Genomic DNA, 15,088 nt, shown 5'->3' on the forward strand with positions numbered 1-15,088 from the left:
TTAAAAGCCAAAACTGAATATTAGTTTTGGCTTTTTTTAGAGATAGGTTAAGGGTAGTTTTTTATTTATCTAACCCTTTCTGTAAAACTTCTTTAATACCTTCAAGGTTTTCAGTAAAAGCCATCATTTGACTTAGTACTTGAGCCATTTCGTTTTCGTTACCAAAGCCTTTAAGCTTATTGTTTTTAACAAAGACTTTTTTTATTGAGTTCCAACGTGTTTCTTCTTCAGTAGATAAAACCCCAATTAACTCTTTGTATTTTAAAAGATTTGCTTCAGCTGCTGATGTTAAAGTTTGAGATTCGCTTTCGTAATGAGATAATATTAAACTATTTAATTCATCATCATTCATTATAGGTACTATTTTAGCAACCAATTTGTTCATGTCACGATAAGAGCCTTGCAGTTTAAAAGAAGGCTCGACCCTATAAGAGTCATCCATGGCGGCAGATTTTATGTAGGCTTGATTTACTTTCATTATCGTATTTCTAACAATAATTACTTTTTCCAATACAGCTACATAATCTTGCACTTCTTGCTTTGTGTGGTTTCCTTTTAAATTAACATCTTGTGTATTGTTTTCAATTTTATCAATTAAAGTATAAATATCCTCAAAAGCTTTGCTACTTAATTGATGTAATACTGGGTTTGCTGTTAAAGAGTTTTCGATTAAACTTAATTTAAATAAATGAGCGGTATCACCAATAATGTCTCCTAAATTATAAATATCTGCTCTGTTGGCTAACATGTCTGGTATTTGAAACTTATCACCACTTTCGGTATAGGGATTACCAGCCATAATTACGCAAAACTTTTTGCCACGTAAATCGTATGTTTTTGGTTTTCCTTTATAAACACCTTCAATTTTACGAGTTCCATCAGAAAGAGAAATAAATTTTTGAAGAAATTCAGGATTACAATGTTGTATATCATCTAGATATAACATTACATTATCTCCCATTTCAAGCGCTAAGTTTAATTTTTTTAATTCTTCTCTAGAAGCTGAATTATTCGCAGCCATTGGATCAACAGAGGTTACTTCATGACCAATTGCGGGGCCGTTTATTTTCATAAACACCAATCCTAATCGGTTTGAAATATATTCCATTAAAGTAGTTTTACCATAACCAGGAGGTGATATTAATAAAAGCATTCCCATTCTGTCAGTACGCTTATTATCACCAACAGTACCTAATTGTTTTGCTAAATTATCTCCAATTAAAGGAAAGTAAACCTGATCTATTAATTTATTTCTTACAAACGATGATAATACACGAGGTTTAAACTCTTCTAACTTTAAATCATTTTTTAAATCATCGGTAACTAATTGCTTTGTTTCTTTAAAATTTAGATAGTTAGGAACCTCGGTATTTGTAAAGTGCTTTAAGTTTTCTGTAAATTGATGGTAATTAAAGGTGAACTCACTATTGTTTAATGTTGTGTGTTCTCCTATTACATCTTTTAAAATTACAATAGGATTAATGTTATTAATTTTTGAAACAGAAGTGTCTTCAAAGAATAAAAGACAGACAACTTCATGAATATATGTTTCGTTATCGAGGTTTGTTGCTGATATATATGAGCTCACCCATTGTTTTATTAATTGAATTTTAGCAACATAATTATTTAACTTTTCAAAACCAGATTTAAAAGTATGTAAAGCATCTTGTTTTTGTAGCGCTTTTATAAAGTTGTCTTTTATATTTGAGGCATTGGTACTAACGTGAAAAGAATTGTCTTGTTGAAGCTCATTAAATAAGTAGCTTGAAATTTCTTTACTTTCACTCTTTTCATATAAAAGAGATGTTTCAGAAAAAGTAATAATTTTACTAGTTAACTCATCTATGATAAAATCATATTCCTTGCTTTCTGGGAAAACTTTAAGTACTTCACCAGAAGTTTTTATAGCAATATTATAATTATCTTGTTCCTCTTGTTTTAAGTGATGCCAAAAATATTGAGCATAAGCTCTTGTGTTGGGTGTGTAAGTTAATAACCCAAGTTCGTTGTGTTTATGTACGAGTGTGTGTAATATTTTACTAGCATCTATATCATGAACACCTTTAATATAGCCTTCTGAATACAAATTACTACTTTCTTTTTGAATTATAATCAATAACTCCTTTTCTGTTTTATTGATTAATTCTTTTTCTGGGAGGTTCTTAAATATTTTATAAGCTAAATATGCTGCACGATAAATAGTTTTATTTTCAGAAACTAATTCCTGGTCCCAGTATTTTTTAGAGTTTATAAGTATTTCATTATTTATTTTCTCATAAAAATTAGTTCCAGTTAAATGGTAGTATAAATCGTTGTCTTTATAAACAATCGTTAAATCTAATACTTGTCTGTTTACACCAAATTTATGTTTACCGAATTTTATGATGTTTTCACCATCTTCGTAAAGTTCTTGTTTGTCTTTTAACTTTCTAATGGCGTTTTCTTTGGCAACTTTTAGTTGTGTTTGTATTGATTCTGCTTTACCAATATCATCTAATTCTTTTAACTGATTAACAATATCTCTTACTTTGTTAATCATTAAATCAGCAGCAAAATAACCGTTGATTTCTTCATTAGAGTTAAATGTTTGTGCTTTTTTAGCAACCCCTTTTAAAATACGTTCTGAGGCTGTTTGTAAAGCGGTGGTTTTTTTATTTCGCTTTTCTATTAAAGCGTTTTTACGAGCATCAAAAGCATTGTGAATTTCTTCACGTTTTTCTATTATTTGAGTGATAAATTCATCGTAATCTGCAAATTTACCTTCCAACTCTTCAAGTTGAATAGAAGTTTTGGTAAGGTATTCATCACATTTTTCTGGCGTTGTAGCCATGTCTATGTAATTGATGATACTTTGATCTATTAATTTTAATTGGGCAATAAAATCAGCTTTGGCTTCTGTACTACCAAGTGTTTTTATTTTATTTTTTATTCCTGATTTTAGTTGATTAAGTGTTGCGAAAATCAACGAAATATTGTCAATTATTTTAGTTGATTGTGAAGTGTCTTCAATTTCTAAATTAGAAACAATTTCAATCAATAACTCTAAATCAGATGTTATTTTATGTACTTCTTTTTCTAATTTTTTTACCTCAATTACTTTTTTAATAGCAAGAAGTTCTTCTTTTTTTTCTTCAGCTCTTTTATGGTAAGGTTGTAAAGCTTTGTCATTTAATAAAAATTGAACACAACGCTTAGATATTAATGTGTTTTGTTCGGTAATTTGTTCTTCTAGAGCCTTTAACTGTTCAGGGTTTACATAGCGAATATCATGTAAGCTGATTACTTCACCTCTTAAAGTACGAAGTAGGTTTAAGAGTTCTACAAAATCATCAATAGTTTTAAAAGAAGTGCTTCGTATTTTACTAAACAGCGCATCTGATTTTTTATTAATGTTTTCAGTTTCTTTAGTTGCTTGTTTTTTTAATTGTACAACTTTTTCAAATTCATCAATAGCCGAATTTGCCGCCTGATTTATTTCTAAAACAGGAAGGTTTAATTGATGTGTTTCTTTTTCGGGTAACCAGTAATAGGTGTCATTTATATCTTTAGATTGCTTTGCTATATCGTCGTAAAGCCCATTGTAATTGTCATCTTTATTAAGAAGTGTAATTAACTCATGGCATTCGGCCATGGCTTTTACAATATCTTTGTTCCCTATCTTATAGAGTAAGGTATCTTGGTGTTGAGATGGCATAAGATCTCCTTTTAAGTAGGGAGTTTGCCAAATCTGGACTACATGATGTTTTGTTTGCTCGTTTTCAGTTTTAAAATAACACAATTCACCATTTTCTAAAACGGTAAAACCATTACAAATAATAGGTGTTTTTACCTCTTGCTCAATAATGTTGTAAGACATTAATATGTATAAACCACGTATGGTTGCATAAAAAACATATAAATAATCTTCACCATTTGGGGAGCTTATTTTTTGTTGGAATTTAACATTTTTAGCATCGTTTTCAAACAGTTTGTATTCGCCAGTTTGTAAATAATATCCGTTAGGAAATATGATACCTTGATCATCTGGTAATTGAACAGCAGTATCTTTAATACTGTCTATTTTTTTTACTTCTTTTAGTTTATGGTTGTAAACAAAATAACGAGATTCTTCTTGAAAAGGTTTCACTTCAAGTGCAACTAAATTACCTAGGTTGGCGTATCTAAACTGACCATCGTCTAATGTTTGATCTATTTGGGTTACAGGTTCAGAAAGTATTCCCTTTCCATCGTCTGTATTATCTTCAATTTTAATAGTTAAATCACCTCCAGTGGTTTCAACAAAAATTTTATCTAAAATAGAAATGTGTGAGTGTTTACCGTAACGATGCATGTCGCGAGTAGCTTCTTTCCATTGAAATTCATGCTGGGTAGGGTATTTGTACTCATGTTCACTTCTATTGTCAATATATTTTAGTTGGTTGTCATTAATTAACCATTTAAAGGTTTTTATATCGCTATTACTCTCACTTAGTTGAAAAACCATATGTAAGTAATTATCGATAACAGCAAACTTTGAAAATATAGTGTTTCTGTAATATTTATATAGGTTTGTAAAATCGTCTAAAAAGATAGGGTCATTTAATAACTCAAGATCTTTTGATTGAAAATGATTGTCTTTGTATTCGTAAATACTAAATACATCAGATAGTTTTATATCGGTACGTAAACCAAAATGTACATTGTAGCCAAAAATAGAAATGTTACTTAAAGAAATAATGTCTCTGGCAATACAGTTGTTGTCTGTATTAATACGGTCATTAGAAATAAGTTTGGTTTCTATTGTACCAAAAACATGTTTTCTGGCATCGTTTAGTTGTTGTAATCGTTCTTGTAGTTCTTGCTTTTGTTTTTGCAATCTACTTTGAATAATTTCATAGGTTCCGCCGTCTAATTGTTGAGAAGTATTTTGGTTTTCCATGCTTTTTTTTAGTCAAGATTTTTAATCAAGCAACAAAAACATTTAAAATAGAAGAATGAAATTGTTTCTTGAGTAATCTAGTTAAGAGAATTTTCAAATAAATGAAGATAAAAAATAAGCGCTTAAGGTTTACTCAAGCGCTTTTTTATAATGATTATGATAATTTTTTATCAGATAATCCTAAGCCTTTTGCAAGGTTAAATAGGTTGCCGAATAGATTTTGTTCGTCTGTATCGGCTGACTTATTTTTTAAATCCATTAATAAATTAGCGATCGTTAGATTTTTAATGTCTTCAGATGAAATACCGTATTTGGTAGCAAAACCTTTTACTTTTTCTAATAAATTACCTTTTACATCGTCACTTCCTAAAATAGCATCTTTTACATCTTGAATGTTATCACTGTGTTTTACTAATCTGTCAATTCCTTTAGATTTAGTAATTTGACCAATAATTTGATCGAAGAACATAGTTTCACCTCCAACAATATCAATATTAGCAGCTCTTAATGCATCTCCAATTACTTGTGCTTGCGCATCTGCAATATCTTTCTGAACATTTATTTCAGCAATATCTACTTGTAATTCTTTATCTAAGCGTAATTTAAACTCTTCGTGTTCTTTACCAACACCGTCAAGTTTTTTCATTGCTTCAGCCTTCTCTTCAATACCAGCAGCATCAGCAATTGCTTTTTCTTTAATAACTTCAGCTTCAGCTAAACCTTCTTTTTTAATTGCTTCAGCTTTTGCTTCAATACCAGCGGCTTCGGCTTTTGCTTTTTTCTCAATAATTATAGCGTCAACTATACCTTGTCTTTCATGAGCATCTGCTTTAGCATGTAGTACTTGTGCTTCAGATATACCAATTGTAGCTTCTTCTTTTGCTGTTGCTTCTGCTAATGTTTTACGGGCATCTGCTTCTTTAATACTAGCTTCTTTTTGTGCCTGTGCTTCAATGTTAATTTCCTCAGCTTTTTGTTTAGCAGCTTCTTTTTGTGCTTCAGCAGCTTTAATTGTTTTAATTAAAGATTCTTCAGCTTGCCCTTCAGCGACTGTTATTTTTACTTGTTTGTCTCGATCGGCAGTTTTAAAAGCTTGAATATCTTTCATGTTTTCTTGCTCTTCTACAACCCCCTTTTCTAACATTACACGATCTCTAATTACATCTTGAATGTTTTTCTTTTCTACTTCAACTACTTTTTCTTTTTCTATTTGAGCTAAGGTTACAATTCTTTCACGTTCAGTTGCTTCTAGCATACGGTCTTTTTCTACACGCTCTATTTCAACAGCTTCAGTTCTTTCTTTGTTTTTGGCAGCAACAATAATTTGACGTGCCATGTTTTCTTCAGCAACCTGTACTTTTTCTTCAGTAATAATTCGAGCAGATTCAGATTTTAAACGTTCTTCTTCACTAACCTTTAAAGTTTCAGCTTCTTCACGAGCTTTAATGTTTGCAATTTCACGTTTTTGTTGTTCTTCTTTTTCAGCCAATTGCTTGTCTAATTCTAAGATAGCTTCACGTGCTTCAACATCTTGTTTACGAATTACTTTTTGCTCATCACGCATAATTAAGTTAGACTTAATGTTTTGCGCAGCGGTTAATTCAGTAATTTTTTTAATACCTTCAGCATCTAAAATATTATCAGCTTTTAAGAAAGAAACCGGAGTTTGTTCTAAATAGTCAATAGCACAATCTTCTAGCGTATATCCATTTAAATCGGTACCAATAATATCTACAATCTCATCTCTAAACTCACGACGAGCTTCGTATAGTTCGATAAATTGAAATTTCTTACCAACAGTTTTTAAAGCTTCAGAAAATTTAGCTTCAAATAACTCTTCTAAAGTAGTGTGGTGTGATGCTCTTTCGCAACCAATAGTTTGTGCTACTTTTTTAATAAATTCTACTTCATTATTTACGCGAACAAAAAAAGCAACTTTAATATCTGCTCGCATATTGTCTTTACAAAGAAGACCATCATTTCCTAAACGTTCAATTTGAATTTTCTTTACAGAAATATCCATAATCTCAACACGGTGAAAAACAGGAACAACATACATTCCTCTATCGGTAGCAACTTTTGTACCTTTAAAACCTGTACGTACCAAGGCTTGCCCTTGTGGTACTTTTTTGTAAAACATTGCAACAATGGCAAAGTATAAAACGACTAAGAATAATAATAGTCCAATTCCCATTCCAACAATTTGTAGTAAGTTATCCATCATAGTAATTAATTAGTTTTTTTAGTTATTGTATTTTTGTACGTAATAAAATGTTTTATCTTGACTTTGTTTGATAATTAAAATAGATTCTCTAAATTTTATAGATTCTCCATTTAAGGATTTAATATTTATTGAGAGGTGATTTCCGTCAGCAGAAACTTCAGCAGAACCTAGTTTTTTATCTGAAATATTAGATAAGCAAGTACCGGTTCTTCCAATTATATCAGTTGGTTTATCTCCATCTTGATTTAAGTTTTTAAAGAAGCTTTTAAAGGGTGTTGTAAATATTTTGGTGATAATTAATGAAGGAAAGAAGCCTGCTAACATTAAAACAAAACCAAAGCTGTTATTAAAGCTATGTGTTATTACTGTACTGGCAGCGGTGCAAATCCACCAAATAAAAATCCAGCAAGTAAACGTAAACATAAATGGCAATCCAACAAAGTTGAAATATATTAATACTATTTGCCACCATTTTAAAGGTTTTCTTCTTTTACCAAGAACATCTTCTTTATTAACTTCTGCATTGGCTATATCGTGAAAATCAACATTTCCTCCTTCAATACCTGTATCAATATCGATATCTGCATCAATATCAATGTCTACATCGATATCAACGTCAATATCTAAGTCAAAATCAATTCCTGAAACCATAGTAACTATCCAGTAAAGAAGTAATATGATTACTAATATGGTTAGTGTACTATTTACACTCGAAAATATTATGTCTGTAATAGAATTCAATATTATGCGTCTTTATTATTTAAACCTAATTGTTCTTTTAATTTAGCTAAATCATTATCAGCATTGTTTTCAGTAAAATCAATGGCGTCATTTAATTCGTCGTCGATAGACTTAGAAGATTTTGCAATGTCTCCGTAAGCCTCAGCTAATGCTTCTTCTTGGTTTACTTTGTCTTTCATTCTTTCTAACATAGCTACTGTACTCGAATTATCTATTTCAGCCATTTGCTTATTTAAGTTTTTGGTTGCTTTCGATACTTTTACACGAGCTTTTAATGTTTTTAATTCATTCTCCCATTTATTAATGTTGTTTTTAATTTCATCAACATTATGCTCTAATTGAGAAACAGAGGTGTTCAGTTTTTCGGCTTCTAATTGCGAATTACTTACTTGTTTACTAGCTTCTTCTTTTTTAATAAGTGCTTCTTTAGCTAAACGATCGGCTTCGTTAGTATCTAAGCTACCTGTTTTGGCTTTTTGTAATATTAAGATTGCTTTTTGTTGATAATCTTCAGCTTTAGAGGTTAGTTCATCTAAATCATTTTTTGCTCTAATTGCTAAGGCCTTTATTTGCGCTAAAGACTCTAAACCTTCTTTTAAATCATCACGTAAATCTCTTATTCCTTGTTCTGTCATTTTAATAGGATCTTCCATATTATCAATAGCAGAATTAGTTTCAGATTGTCCTATTTTAAATAGTCTTTTAAATATGTTCATATTTTTAATATTTTGAAAATGTTATTATCTGTTCAGAATATTCACTCAACAATAAACTTAATGAGTTTAAACTAGCTTCTAGTTCGTTTAAATCTAAGTTTTCTAGTTGTAAAGTGTCTCTGAAAATTACTCGTTCGCCCGATTCGTCTAAAACAAAGGCGCCGTGAATAATATCTCTATTTTTTTTAAGTAAACTTTTAAATACTTCTTCGCTAGGTTGGTTTACTTTAAAAATAAATTGTTCTAAAATAATTATTGGGTTTGCTACGCCAATAATTAAGTTTTTAATTCCGAAATTTTCTTTTTCTATAACTAAAATTCCATCTTGTTCACTTTCTTTAGTGATGTTGAATTTTAACTGAAGTAAAAAATCTTTAGTTTTTGTGAAATGTGGGTTCATTAGCAATTAATTAAGTAGTTAATATGTTCTTCTTTTAGCGATGCTAATATTACGAAAAAGTTTTGAAAACTACGCTTGTAATGTAAAGTGTAAATAGGATCATAGGTGTTTTTTTTGGTTAGTTATTAATTTTTTTCAATTTCATCTAAAAATATTAGCAACAGATGAATTTATTTGCTAATATTGTTAGTGTAAATATACGAATAAATTTATTGTTTGCAAATAAAATTAGCAATTATGTCTTTTTTTGGGAAAAATATAAAAAAAATTAGAGGAGTTAAGGGGTTGAGTCAGCAAGCTTTTGCTGAGGTTTTTGACTTGAAGAGGGCTACTTTAGGAGCTTATGAAGAGGGTAGAAGTGAGCCTAAGATAGATACTATTATTAAGATTGCTAATTATTTTAGCATTTCTATCGGTAGTATGTTAACTTCTGAATTAACTGTAAATGAGCTTTTGCGTTTTAAAGGAGATTTAACAGTTGCTGATGAGGTTGTAAAAAAAGAAGAGTTTACTGCAGTTCCTTGTGTTACTGAAAAAAATATAAAAGAATATATTCAGTTTTATGATAAGAAAAATTTTGTAAATGATATGCCTGTGTTGCAGTTGCCAATAAATAAAGACAAGGTGTTTAGAGGTTATACTGTTTCTAGTTTAGAAATGACAAACCATGATAAGGGTTTGTACCCAAAAGATATTGTTGTTGGAGAGTTTGTACCTAAAGAGGTAATAAAAAAACTAAACAACGGAATTGTTGTGTTGGTTTTGGTTGAAGATGCGTTAATTCTTAGGCGCTTATATGTTACTAAAAAAGAGGTTGTTTTAAGAGCTGATCATAAGAATATAGAAGATAAAAAGTATGAATTAAAAGATGTTAAAGAGTTGTGGAGAATACGATATGTGTTTTTTAAACGATTACCAGAGTTTAATGATTTATTAGAGGAAAAAATGTTGTTTTTAGAACAAGAATTCACAAAACTTAAAAATAGATTATAATTGAAAACTTATCATAAATTTAATTTTTTTAAGCATACTTATTGTGAGTTTGAATCGCTGCCTATAGATTTTTTTGAAGGTAAATCGGCGCATTACCAAAGTAAATCAGGAAGTTTATATTTTTACACAGAAAAAGGGGTGTATCGGTATTCAAATCATTGGGGACGAGTTGCTAATTGTCGCTGGAAAATTAAAGGTATAGAGGTGTATCAAAGTCAAAACTATTATGTAGGCTTTGCTAATTGGGATACTTTTTATCAGCTGAATGATACTGATAAGGTGTTTTATGTAGTCGTAGATTTTTTAGCTAAACAAGCAAAAATTAAACGTTTAAAAGCTGAAAAGACAAGCGATTTGTTTTTAATGACATCAGAGTTTGCACACCAACGTTTAAAGCAAATTCAAACATTGTTTAAAGAGTATAAATGGGCAAGGTATTTTGATGAAGATATTGAGGTGTTAAGAAAAGAGTTGATTACTAGTTTAATAACAACCAATAAATCAATGCAACAGTTAAAAAGGGAATTATAAATTATAAACTTTATTAATTCCTAAACTAAAACCAAAACGAATTTCATTTTCACTACCTAATCTATGAATAGCAATTTTTCCTAAAGGAATTTTGCTAAATTCACTATTGGTAATTTCTTCTTCGTTTAATAACAATTTACCTTTAAATTGTTTCTTGGTGTTGTATTCGCTTTTATCTTTTTTGTTTTGATATACGTTTAAAGATAATATCTTGTCTTTGTCTGTGTAACCACAAAATACACCATAGTTATCCCAAATCATATAATGATTTGTTTTTTGAAGTTCTCTATCTGGATTACCTAAAATACTAATTAAGCTATTGTAATTTGTAGGAAAAGTAATTGGTTTCTCGTTAATAACAACAAGGTCGGTGTCGCATTTAATAATTAAATCGATTACTTTCTTTTTTCTGAAAAATTTAAACATAGCAGTGCGTTTTTGGGTAGCTAAATAACTTTGTTAAGTTATTGGCAAATTTAAAGAATAAAATTCAACTTTTAATTAAATTTGCTATTCTGTAACAAAATCATTTAAATATGAATATACCTCAAACAAGTTTTCCGCGAATAGTAATTATTGGAGGAGGGTTTGCTGGACTAGCGGCAGCAAGAGGATTAGAAGAACAAGAGCTTCAAGTTGTATTAATAGATAAACATAATTATCATACATTTCAACCTTTATTATATCAGGTAGCAACAGGTGGTTTAGAGCCAGATAGTATTGCTTTTCCATTACGTAAGCGTTTTAACGATGTTGAGAATTTTTATTTTCGCTTGGCTGAGGTTGTTAATGTGGATGAACAAAGTAATACGATTAAAACAACTATTGGTGATTTAGAGTATGATGAATTAATTATTGCTACAGGATCAACCACTAATTTTTTCGGAAACACTAATATTGAAAAATATGCAATGGAAATGAAATCGGTTCCGCAGGCATTAAATATTAGAAGTTTAGTTTTAGAAAACTTTGAAGAAGCGTTACTCGAAACGGATTTAGATAAGCGTAGGGCTTTAATGAATTTTGTAATTGTTGGGGGAGGTCCTACAGGGGTTGAATTAGCAGGTGCTTTGGCAGAGATGAAAAAAGGGATTTTACCAAAGGATTACCCTGATTTAGATATTCGTCAGATGAAAATAAATCTTATTCAGAGTTCAGGAGAGTTACTGAAAGGGATGAGTAGTAAAGCATCAGAAAAAGCTGAAGACTTTTTAATAAAACTAGGTGTTGATGTTTGGAAAGATCTTCGAGTTTTAGATTATGATGGAACAACGGTAACAACAAACGGTCATGATCATTTTAATGCTGAAACAGTTATTTGGGCTGCTGGTGTAAAAGGGAAAGTTATTGATGGTTTACAGCAACAGTGTTTGGTTGAAAGAGCAAACCGATTTAAGGTTGATGAATATAATAAGGTAATAGGCTATGATAATGTGTATGCTGTTGGTGATGTAGCTTGTATGCAAACTAAAGAATATGAATACGGGCATCCTATGATGGCACAACCTGCAATTCAGCAAGGAAGTTTGTTAGCAAAAAACATTTTAGCAAAATTTAAAGGTAAAAAACAAAAGGTTTTTAAGTACAACGATAAAGGTTCTATGGCTACTATTGGGCGAAATAAAGCTGTGGTAGATTTACCTAAATGGAGGTTTCAAGGTGTTTTTGCTTGGTTTGTTTGGATGTTTGTACACTTATTTTCATTAATAGGTTTTAGAAATAAGGTAATTGTGTTTATGAATTGGATGTACAATTATATTCGTTTTGACAGAGAAACAAGGTTGATCATTCGTCCTTATAAAAACAAAAATAAATACAGTTTTAAAGCGTAAGAGATGAGTGTTACAAGAAATATTAAATGCCTAGAATGTGGATTGTTTAATACCAATAAAGAGTATTGTGAAAATTGTAATACGTTAATTTCTCATGAAAAAAAACGAGCTTTAAAGCAGGAGGCTTTTAAGAAGTCTGAAGTAAAAAAAGCAAAACATAAAATAGATAACCCAAACTTAACAGAGCGTTTAAAAAAACATCCTTTTTTTCTTTATAGAGTTGTAGGGTGGGTTTTATACTCAGCCTTTTTGCTAGTTAGTTTAATAGGAGGTGCTTTGGCTTGGTTTATAACAATGGTAGCAGCAGGGTAAAATGAGAGGAGTGTTGCCTGTTTACTTTATACTATCATTAATAACAGGAACAAGTGTTTATATTGCTCAGAAACTTAATGTTAAACTCCCAGGTATTGTTCAGTTTTACCTAAATGATTTTTTAATTATCCCTATACTATTAACAGTTAGTTTAGTTGTTTTAAGGTGGAGTAAGGGGAGTAAAGGCTATGAAATTCCTATTTGGGTTATTTTATACATATGTAGCATGTATGCTTTGTTATATGAATATATTTTGCCTAAAGTTAATATTCGATATACTGCAGATGTAATAGATGTAGTTTTATATTTTGTTAGCGGTTTTGTTTTTTTTATACTTCAAAAAAACAACAAAAGTTTATGAAACCTAGATTGTTAATTTTATCAGATTTGTGGGGAAGTGAGAATATTGAATGGCTTTCTTTATATATAAAAAAGTTATCGGTAAAATATGAAGTAAAGTTTTATGATAGTTGTTTATTGGCAGGCATAGTAAACGTAAATCTATCAGAAGAAGAAAGGCATTTGCATTTTGTTGAAAAAGGAATTAATGAAGCTGTAACTAATTTATTAGAATTAGAAAAAACAGCAGTTACAATACTTGCTTTTAGTGTTGGTGGAGTAATAGGGTGGAAGGCAGCCTTAAAAGGAATTAACGTTACTCATTTTATAGCAGTTTCATCTACAAGATTACGATACGAGGTAGCGCAACCTTTTTGTGATATTATGTTGTATTATGGCGAATTAGATGATTTTAAGCCCCAAAAAGCATGGTTTGATAGTTTTAAGGATCTTGATTATCAATTAATTTTAAATAAAAATCATACCATGTATAAGGAAGTAGCGATAATTAATAAGGTATGTTTAAAATTGGTGAATTAACCTGTGGTTTTTTCTTTTCAACTTAAGAAATGTTATGTTAGATGGATGTTATTCGTTTAAGATACGGTTATTTTATACAAGATAATGGAATTAAATAGGGTGATGATATATAGTTTAAAGGGTATTATGATTTTTTTGAAATCCTTTACTCTGTTAAAATATAGTGTTTATAGTATGTTGTAAATTGTGCTTTAATTAAAATTAAAACGATTAGATATGTGTCCTCTTAAATTATTTACGAAGATTAAAGATTTATGTATATTTGAGTAGCTATATAGTAAAAATAAACACACTAGTGTGTTTATCCAGTTGTTGTGAGGAATTAAATCAACATAATAAATGCTAAAAATTATCAAAAGATTATTTAAACCTAACGATGACTCGACTGAGTCTGAAAGGGAAATTGATTATGATAATTGTTGGATTATAACTGAGATTCCAAACAAAAACAAATTCATTAAAGAAATTCTTGATTGTCTACCTGAGAATTGCATATGGTCAATTGAAGGTATGTTTGATAAAGGAATTTATGACACTATTTCTGATTTTATAATCTTAGATGAAAAGAAAAAAACTAAATATACTGTATGGCCTAAACACAATTTCTTTGAAGTAAAACTGACTAATGAAGCTCGAAGTAAAGTCTTAGAAAATATAATGGAATGGGATTTTGACGCAAATTTCATTCATCAAAACATATTCTCCGAAAATCATTGTTATTTGACCTCATTTGACAATTTACATAGAGCTTGTACTTGGATATCTGATTTCTTTGAAATATCGAAACTCAATGACCTTAAGAAAAAAGGAATACTTGACTTTGAAAAAAGTTAAAACTCCTCACAACACAATGTATGAAAACATAGCTGGTCTGTGATGAATCGAAAGATTTGGTTTTTCTGCCGTGACCGCCAAATTTTAATTTGGCTATATTTATAGAAAACTAAACATAGAAATTAAAAATTGGCTCTGTGTAAAACCCAAAAGCAAGTGAATTCTTGCGCTACGTTTCATACACGCGCTCGTTACCTGAAAACGCAAAAAAATGAAAACATTCGAAAGAGACAATCTGAATAACAAACAAAACTATTATAGGGTTTTAATACTAATTGAGATATTGGCAATAATTGCTTTATTCTACTTTAATATTAATTGGTTTATTCTTCTTCTTGCTTTCTCAATATTACTTCTGGATATCTACTCAAACAAAAGATGTTTAAATAGACAACAGAACTTTATTAAAAATATACAGTTTAAAGATGGAAAAGTAATTTGCACACATCTAAAAAATAATCAAACTGTAGTATCATTGGATAAACTGAGATTTTCGATTAGAGAGGAAAAATTTGAAAAAGATAAAACAGAAATAGAGATTAAACTTAAAAAAGCATTAAAAAGTAAATTAATAGGTAGGCTACATATCAGTAATTGGGCTAATATTTTTGATTTAAAAAACGAATTTATTAAAAATTCTATAGTACAAGTAAAATATAGGTCTGAAGGGTTTTTGGGCAAAATATGGAGTATTAACAGCTGATATTG

At 29.8% G+C, this 15,088-nt stretch carries 14 protein-coding genes; 8 read left to right on the forward strand and 6 right to left on the reverse strand.

The window, feature by feature from the left end; all coding sequences use genetic code 11:
• Nucleotides 1-61: 61 nt before the first annotated feature.
• From H518_RS0103165 to H518_RS0103185, 5 genes are all read right to left on the reverse strand, one after another.
• Nucleotides 62-4,918 (reverse strand): DNA repair ATPase, encoded by a 4,857-nt coding sequence (locus H518_RS0103165; protein ID WP_028887722.1) that lies wholly within the window; start codon nucleotides 4,916-4,918, stop codon nucleotides 62-64.
• A 154-nt stretch (nucleotides 4,919-5,072) separates the two neighbouring features.
• Nucleotides 5,073-7,139 carry a flotillin family protein gene (locus H518_RS0103170; RefSeq protein ID WP_028887723.1) on the reverse strand — a complete coding sequence of 689 codons (2,067 nt, stop codon included), beginning with the start codon at nucleotides 7,137-7,139 and terminating at the stop codon, nucleotides 5,073-5,075.
• A 21-nt stretch (nucleotides 7,140-7,160) separates the two neighbouring features.
• Nucleotides 7,161-7,883, reverse strand: a complete 723-nt coding sequence (locus H518_RS0103175) for a hypothetical protein (protein WP_028887724.1) — start codon at nucleotides 7,881-7,883, stop codon at nucleotides 7,161-7,163.
• Nucleotides 7,884-7,885: 2 nt separating this feature from the next.
• Entirely contained in the window at nucleotides 7,886-8,599 is a 714-nt protein-coding gene (locus H518_RS0103180) for a PspA/IM30 family protein (protein WP_028887725.1), read from the reverse strand.
• Nucleotides 8,600-8,603: 4 nt separating this feature from the next.
• On the reverse strand, nucleotides 8,604-8,999 hold the full coding sequence (locus H518_RS0103185; RefSeq protein WP_028887726.1) for a type III secretion system chaperone family protein: 396 nt from the start codon (nucleotides 8,997-8,999) through the stop codon (nucleotides 8,604-8,606).
• Nucleotides 9,000-9,236: 237 nt separating this feature from the next.
• Here H518_RS0103185 and H518_RS0103190 point away from each other — a divergent pair, with 237 nt between their 5' ends.
• Nucleotides 9,237-9,992, forward strand: a complete 756-nt coding sequence (locus H518_RS0103190; RefSeq protein ID WP_028887727.1) for a helix-turn-helix domain-containing protein — start codon at nucleotides 9,237-9,239, stop codon at nucleotides 9,990-9,992.
• Nucleotides 9,993-10,523, forward strand: a complete 531-nt coding sequence (locus H518_RS0103195; RefSeq protein WP_028887728.1) for a hypothetical protein — start codon at nucleotides 9,993-9,995, stop codon at nucleotides 10,521-10,523.
• On the opposite strand, the gene H518_RS0103200 is transcribed toward H518_RS0103195, so the two are convergent.
• A complete protein-coding gene (locus tag H518_RS0103200) occupies nucleotides 10,518-10,949 on the reverse strand; it encodes a DUF7738 domain-containing protein (protein WP_028887729.1) in 432 nt (143 codons plus the stop codon). The two genes, H518_RS0103195 and H518_RS0103200, sit on opposite strands and share 6 nt — an antisense overlap.
• A gap of 110 nt (nucleotides 10,950-11,059) precedes the next feature.
• Here H518_RS0103200 and H518_RS0103205 point away from each other — a divergent pair, with 110 nt between their 5' ends.
• From H518_RS0103205 to H518_RS0103230, 6 genes are all read left to right on the forward strand, one after another.
• Nucleotides 11,060-12,355, forward strand: a complete 1,296-nt coding sequence (locus H518_RS0103205; protein ID WP_028887730.1) for an NAD(P)/FAD-dependent oxidoreductase — start codon at nucleotides 11,060-11,062, stop codon at nucleotides 12,353-12,355.
• Between the two features lie 3 nt (nucleotides 12,356-12,358).
• Nucleotides 12,359-12,667, forward strand: coding sequence for a hypothetical protein (locus H518_RS0103210; protein WP_028887731.1), 309 nt, complete (start codon nucleotides 12,359-12,361; stop codon nucleotides 12,665-12,667).
• Nucleotide 12,668: 1 nt separating this feature from the next.
• A complete protein-coding gene (locus tag H518_RS0103215; protein WP_028887732.1) occupies nucleotides 12,669-13,028 on the forward strand; it encodes a hypothetical protein in 360 nt (119 codons plus the stop codon).
• Nucleotides 13,025-13,546: a hypothetical protein gene (locus tag H518_RS0103220; RefSeq protein WP_028887733.1), complete on the forward strand. Its 522-nt coding sequence runs from the start codon at nucleotides 13,025-13,027 to the stop codon at nucleotides 13,544-13,546. The genes H518_RS0103215 and H518_RS0103220 overlap by 4 nt, the downstream gene beginning before the upstream one ends.
• A gap of 339 nt (nucleotides 13,547-13,885) precedes the next feature.
• Nucleotides 13,886-14,380 (forward strand): hypothetical protein, encoded by a 495-nt coding sequence (locus H518_RS0103225; RefSeq protein ID WP_028887734.1) that lies wholly within the window; start codon nucleotides 13,886-13,888, stop codon nucleotides 14,378-14,380.
• 211 nt (nucleotides 14,381-14,591) lie between these two features.
• Nucleotides 14,592-15,083, forward strand: coding sequence for a hypothetical protein (locus H518_RS0103230; RefSeq protein WP_028887735.1), 492 nt, complete (start codon nucleotides 14,592-14,594; stop codon nucleotides 15,081-15,083).
• The last annotated feature ends 5 nt before the right edge of the window (nucleotides 15,084-15,088 follow it).

Origin of the sequence: Tenacibaculum ovolyticum DSM 18103 (genome assembly GCF_000430545.1) — a bacterium.
Lineage (GTDB): Bacteria > Bacteroidota > Bacteroidia > Flavobacteriales > Flavobacteriaceae > Polaribacter > Polaribacter ovolyticus.

Coding starts and splice junctions, on each gene's coding strand:
- H518_RS0103165 (WP_028887722.1), bottom strand. CDS start 4,918: ATGGAAAACCAAAATACTTCTCAACAATTAGACGGCGGAACCTATGAA.
- H518_RS0103170 (WP_028887723.1), bottom strand. CDS start 7,139: ATGGATAACTTACTACAAATTGTTGGAATGGGAATTGGACTATTATTA.
- H518_RS0103180 (WP_028887725.1), bottom strand. CDS start 8,599: ATGAACATATTTAAAAGACTATTTAAAATAGGACAATCTGAAACTAAT.
- H518_RS0103185 (WP_028887726.1), bottom strand. CDS start 8,999: ATGAACCCACATTTCACAAAAACTAAAGATTTTTTACTTCAGTTAAAA.
- H518_RS0103190 (WP_028887727.1), top strand. CDS start 9,237: ATGTCTTTTTTTGGGAAAAATATAAAAAAAATTAGAGGAGTTAAGGGG.
- H518_RS0103200 (WP_028887729.1), bottom strand. CDS start 10,949: ATGTTTAAATTTTTCAGAAAAAAGAAAGTAATCGATTTAATTATTAAA.
- H518_RS0103205 (WP_028887730.1), top strand. CDS start 11,060: ATGAATATACCTCAAACAAGTTTTCCGCGAATAGTAATTATTGGAGGA.
- H518_RS0103210 (WP_028887731.1), top strand. CDS start 12,359: ATGAGTGTTACAAGAAATATTAAATGCCTAGAATGTGGATTGTTTAAT.
- H518_RS0103215 (WP_028887732.1), top strand. CDS start 12,669: ATGAGAGGAGTGTTGCCTGTTTACTTTATACTATCATTAATAACAGGA.
- H518_RS0103220 (WP_028887733.1), top strand. CDS start 13,025: ATGAAACCTAGATTGTTAATTTTATCAGATTTGTGGGGAAGTGAGAAT.
- H518_RS0103225 (WP_028887734.1), top strand. CDS start 13,886: ATGCTAAAAATTATCAAAAGATTATTTAAACCTAACGATGACTCGACT.
- H518_RS0103230 (WP_028887735.1), top strand. CDS start 14,592: ATGAAAACATTCGAAAGAGACAATCTGAATAACAAACAAAACTATTAT.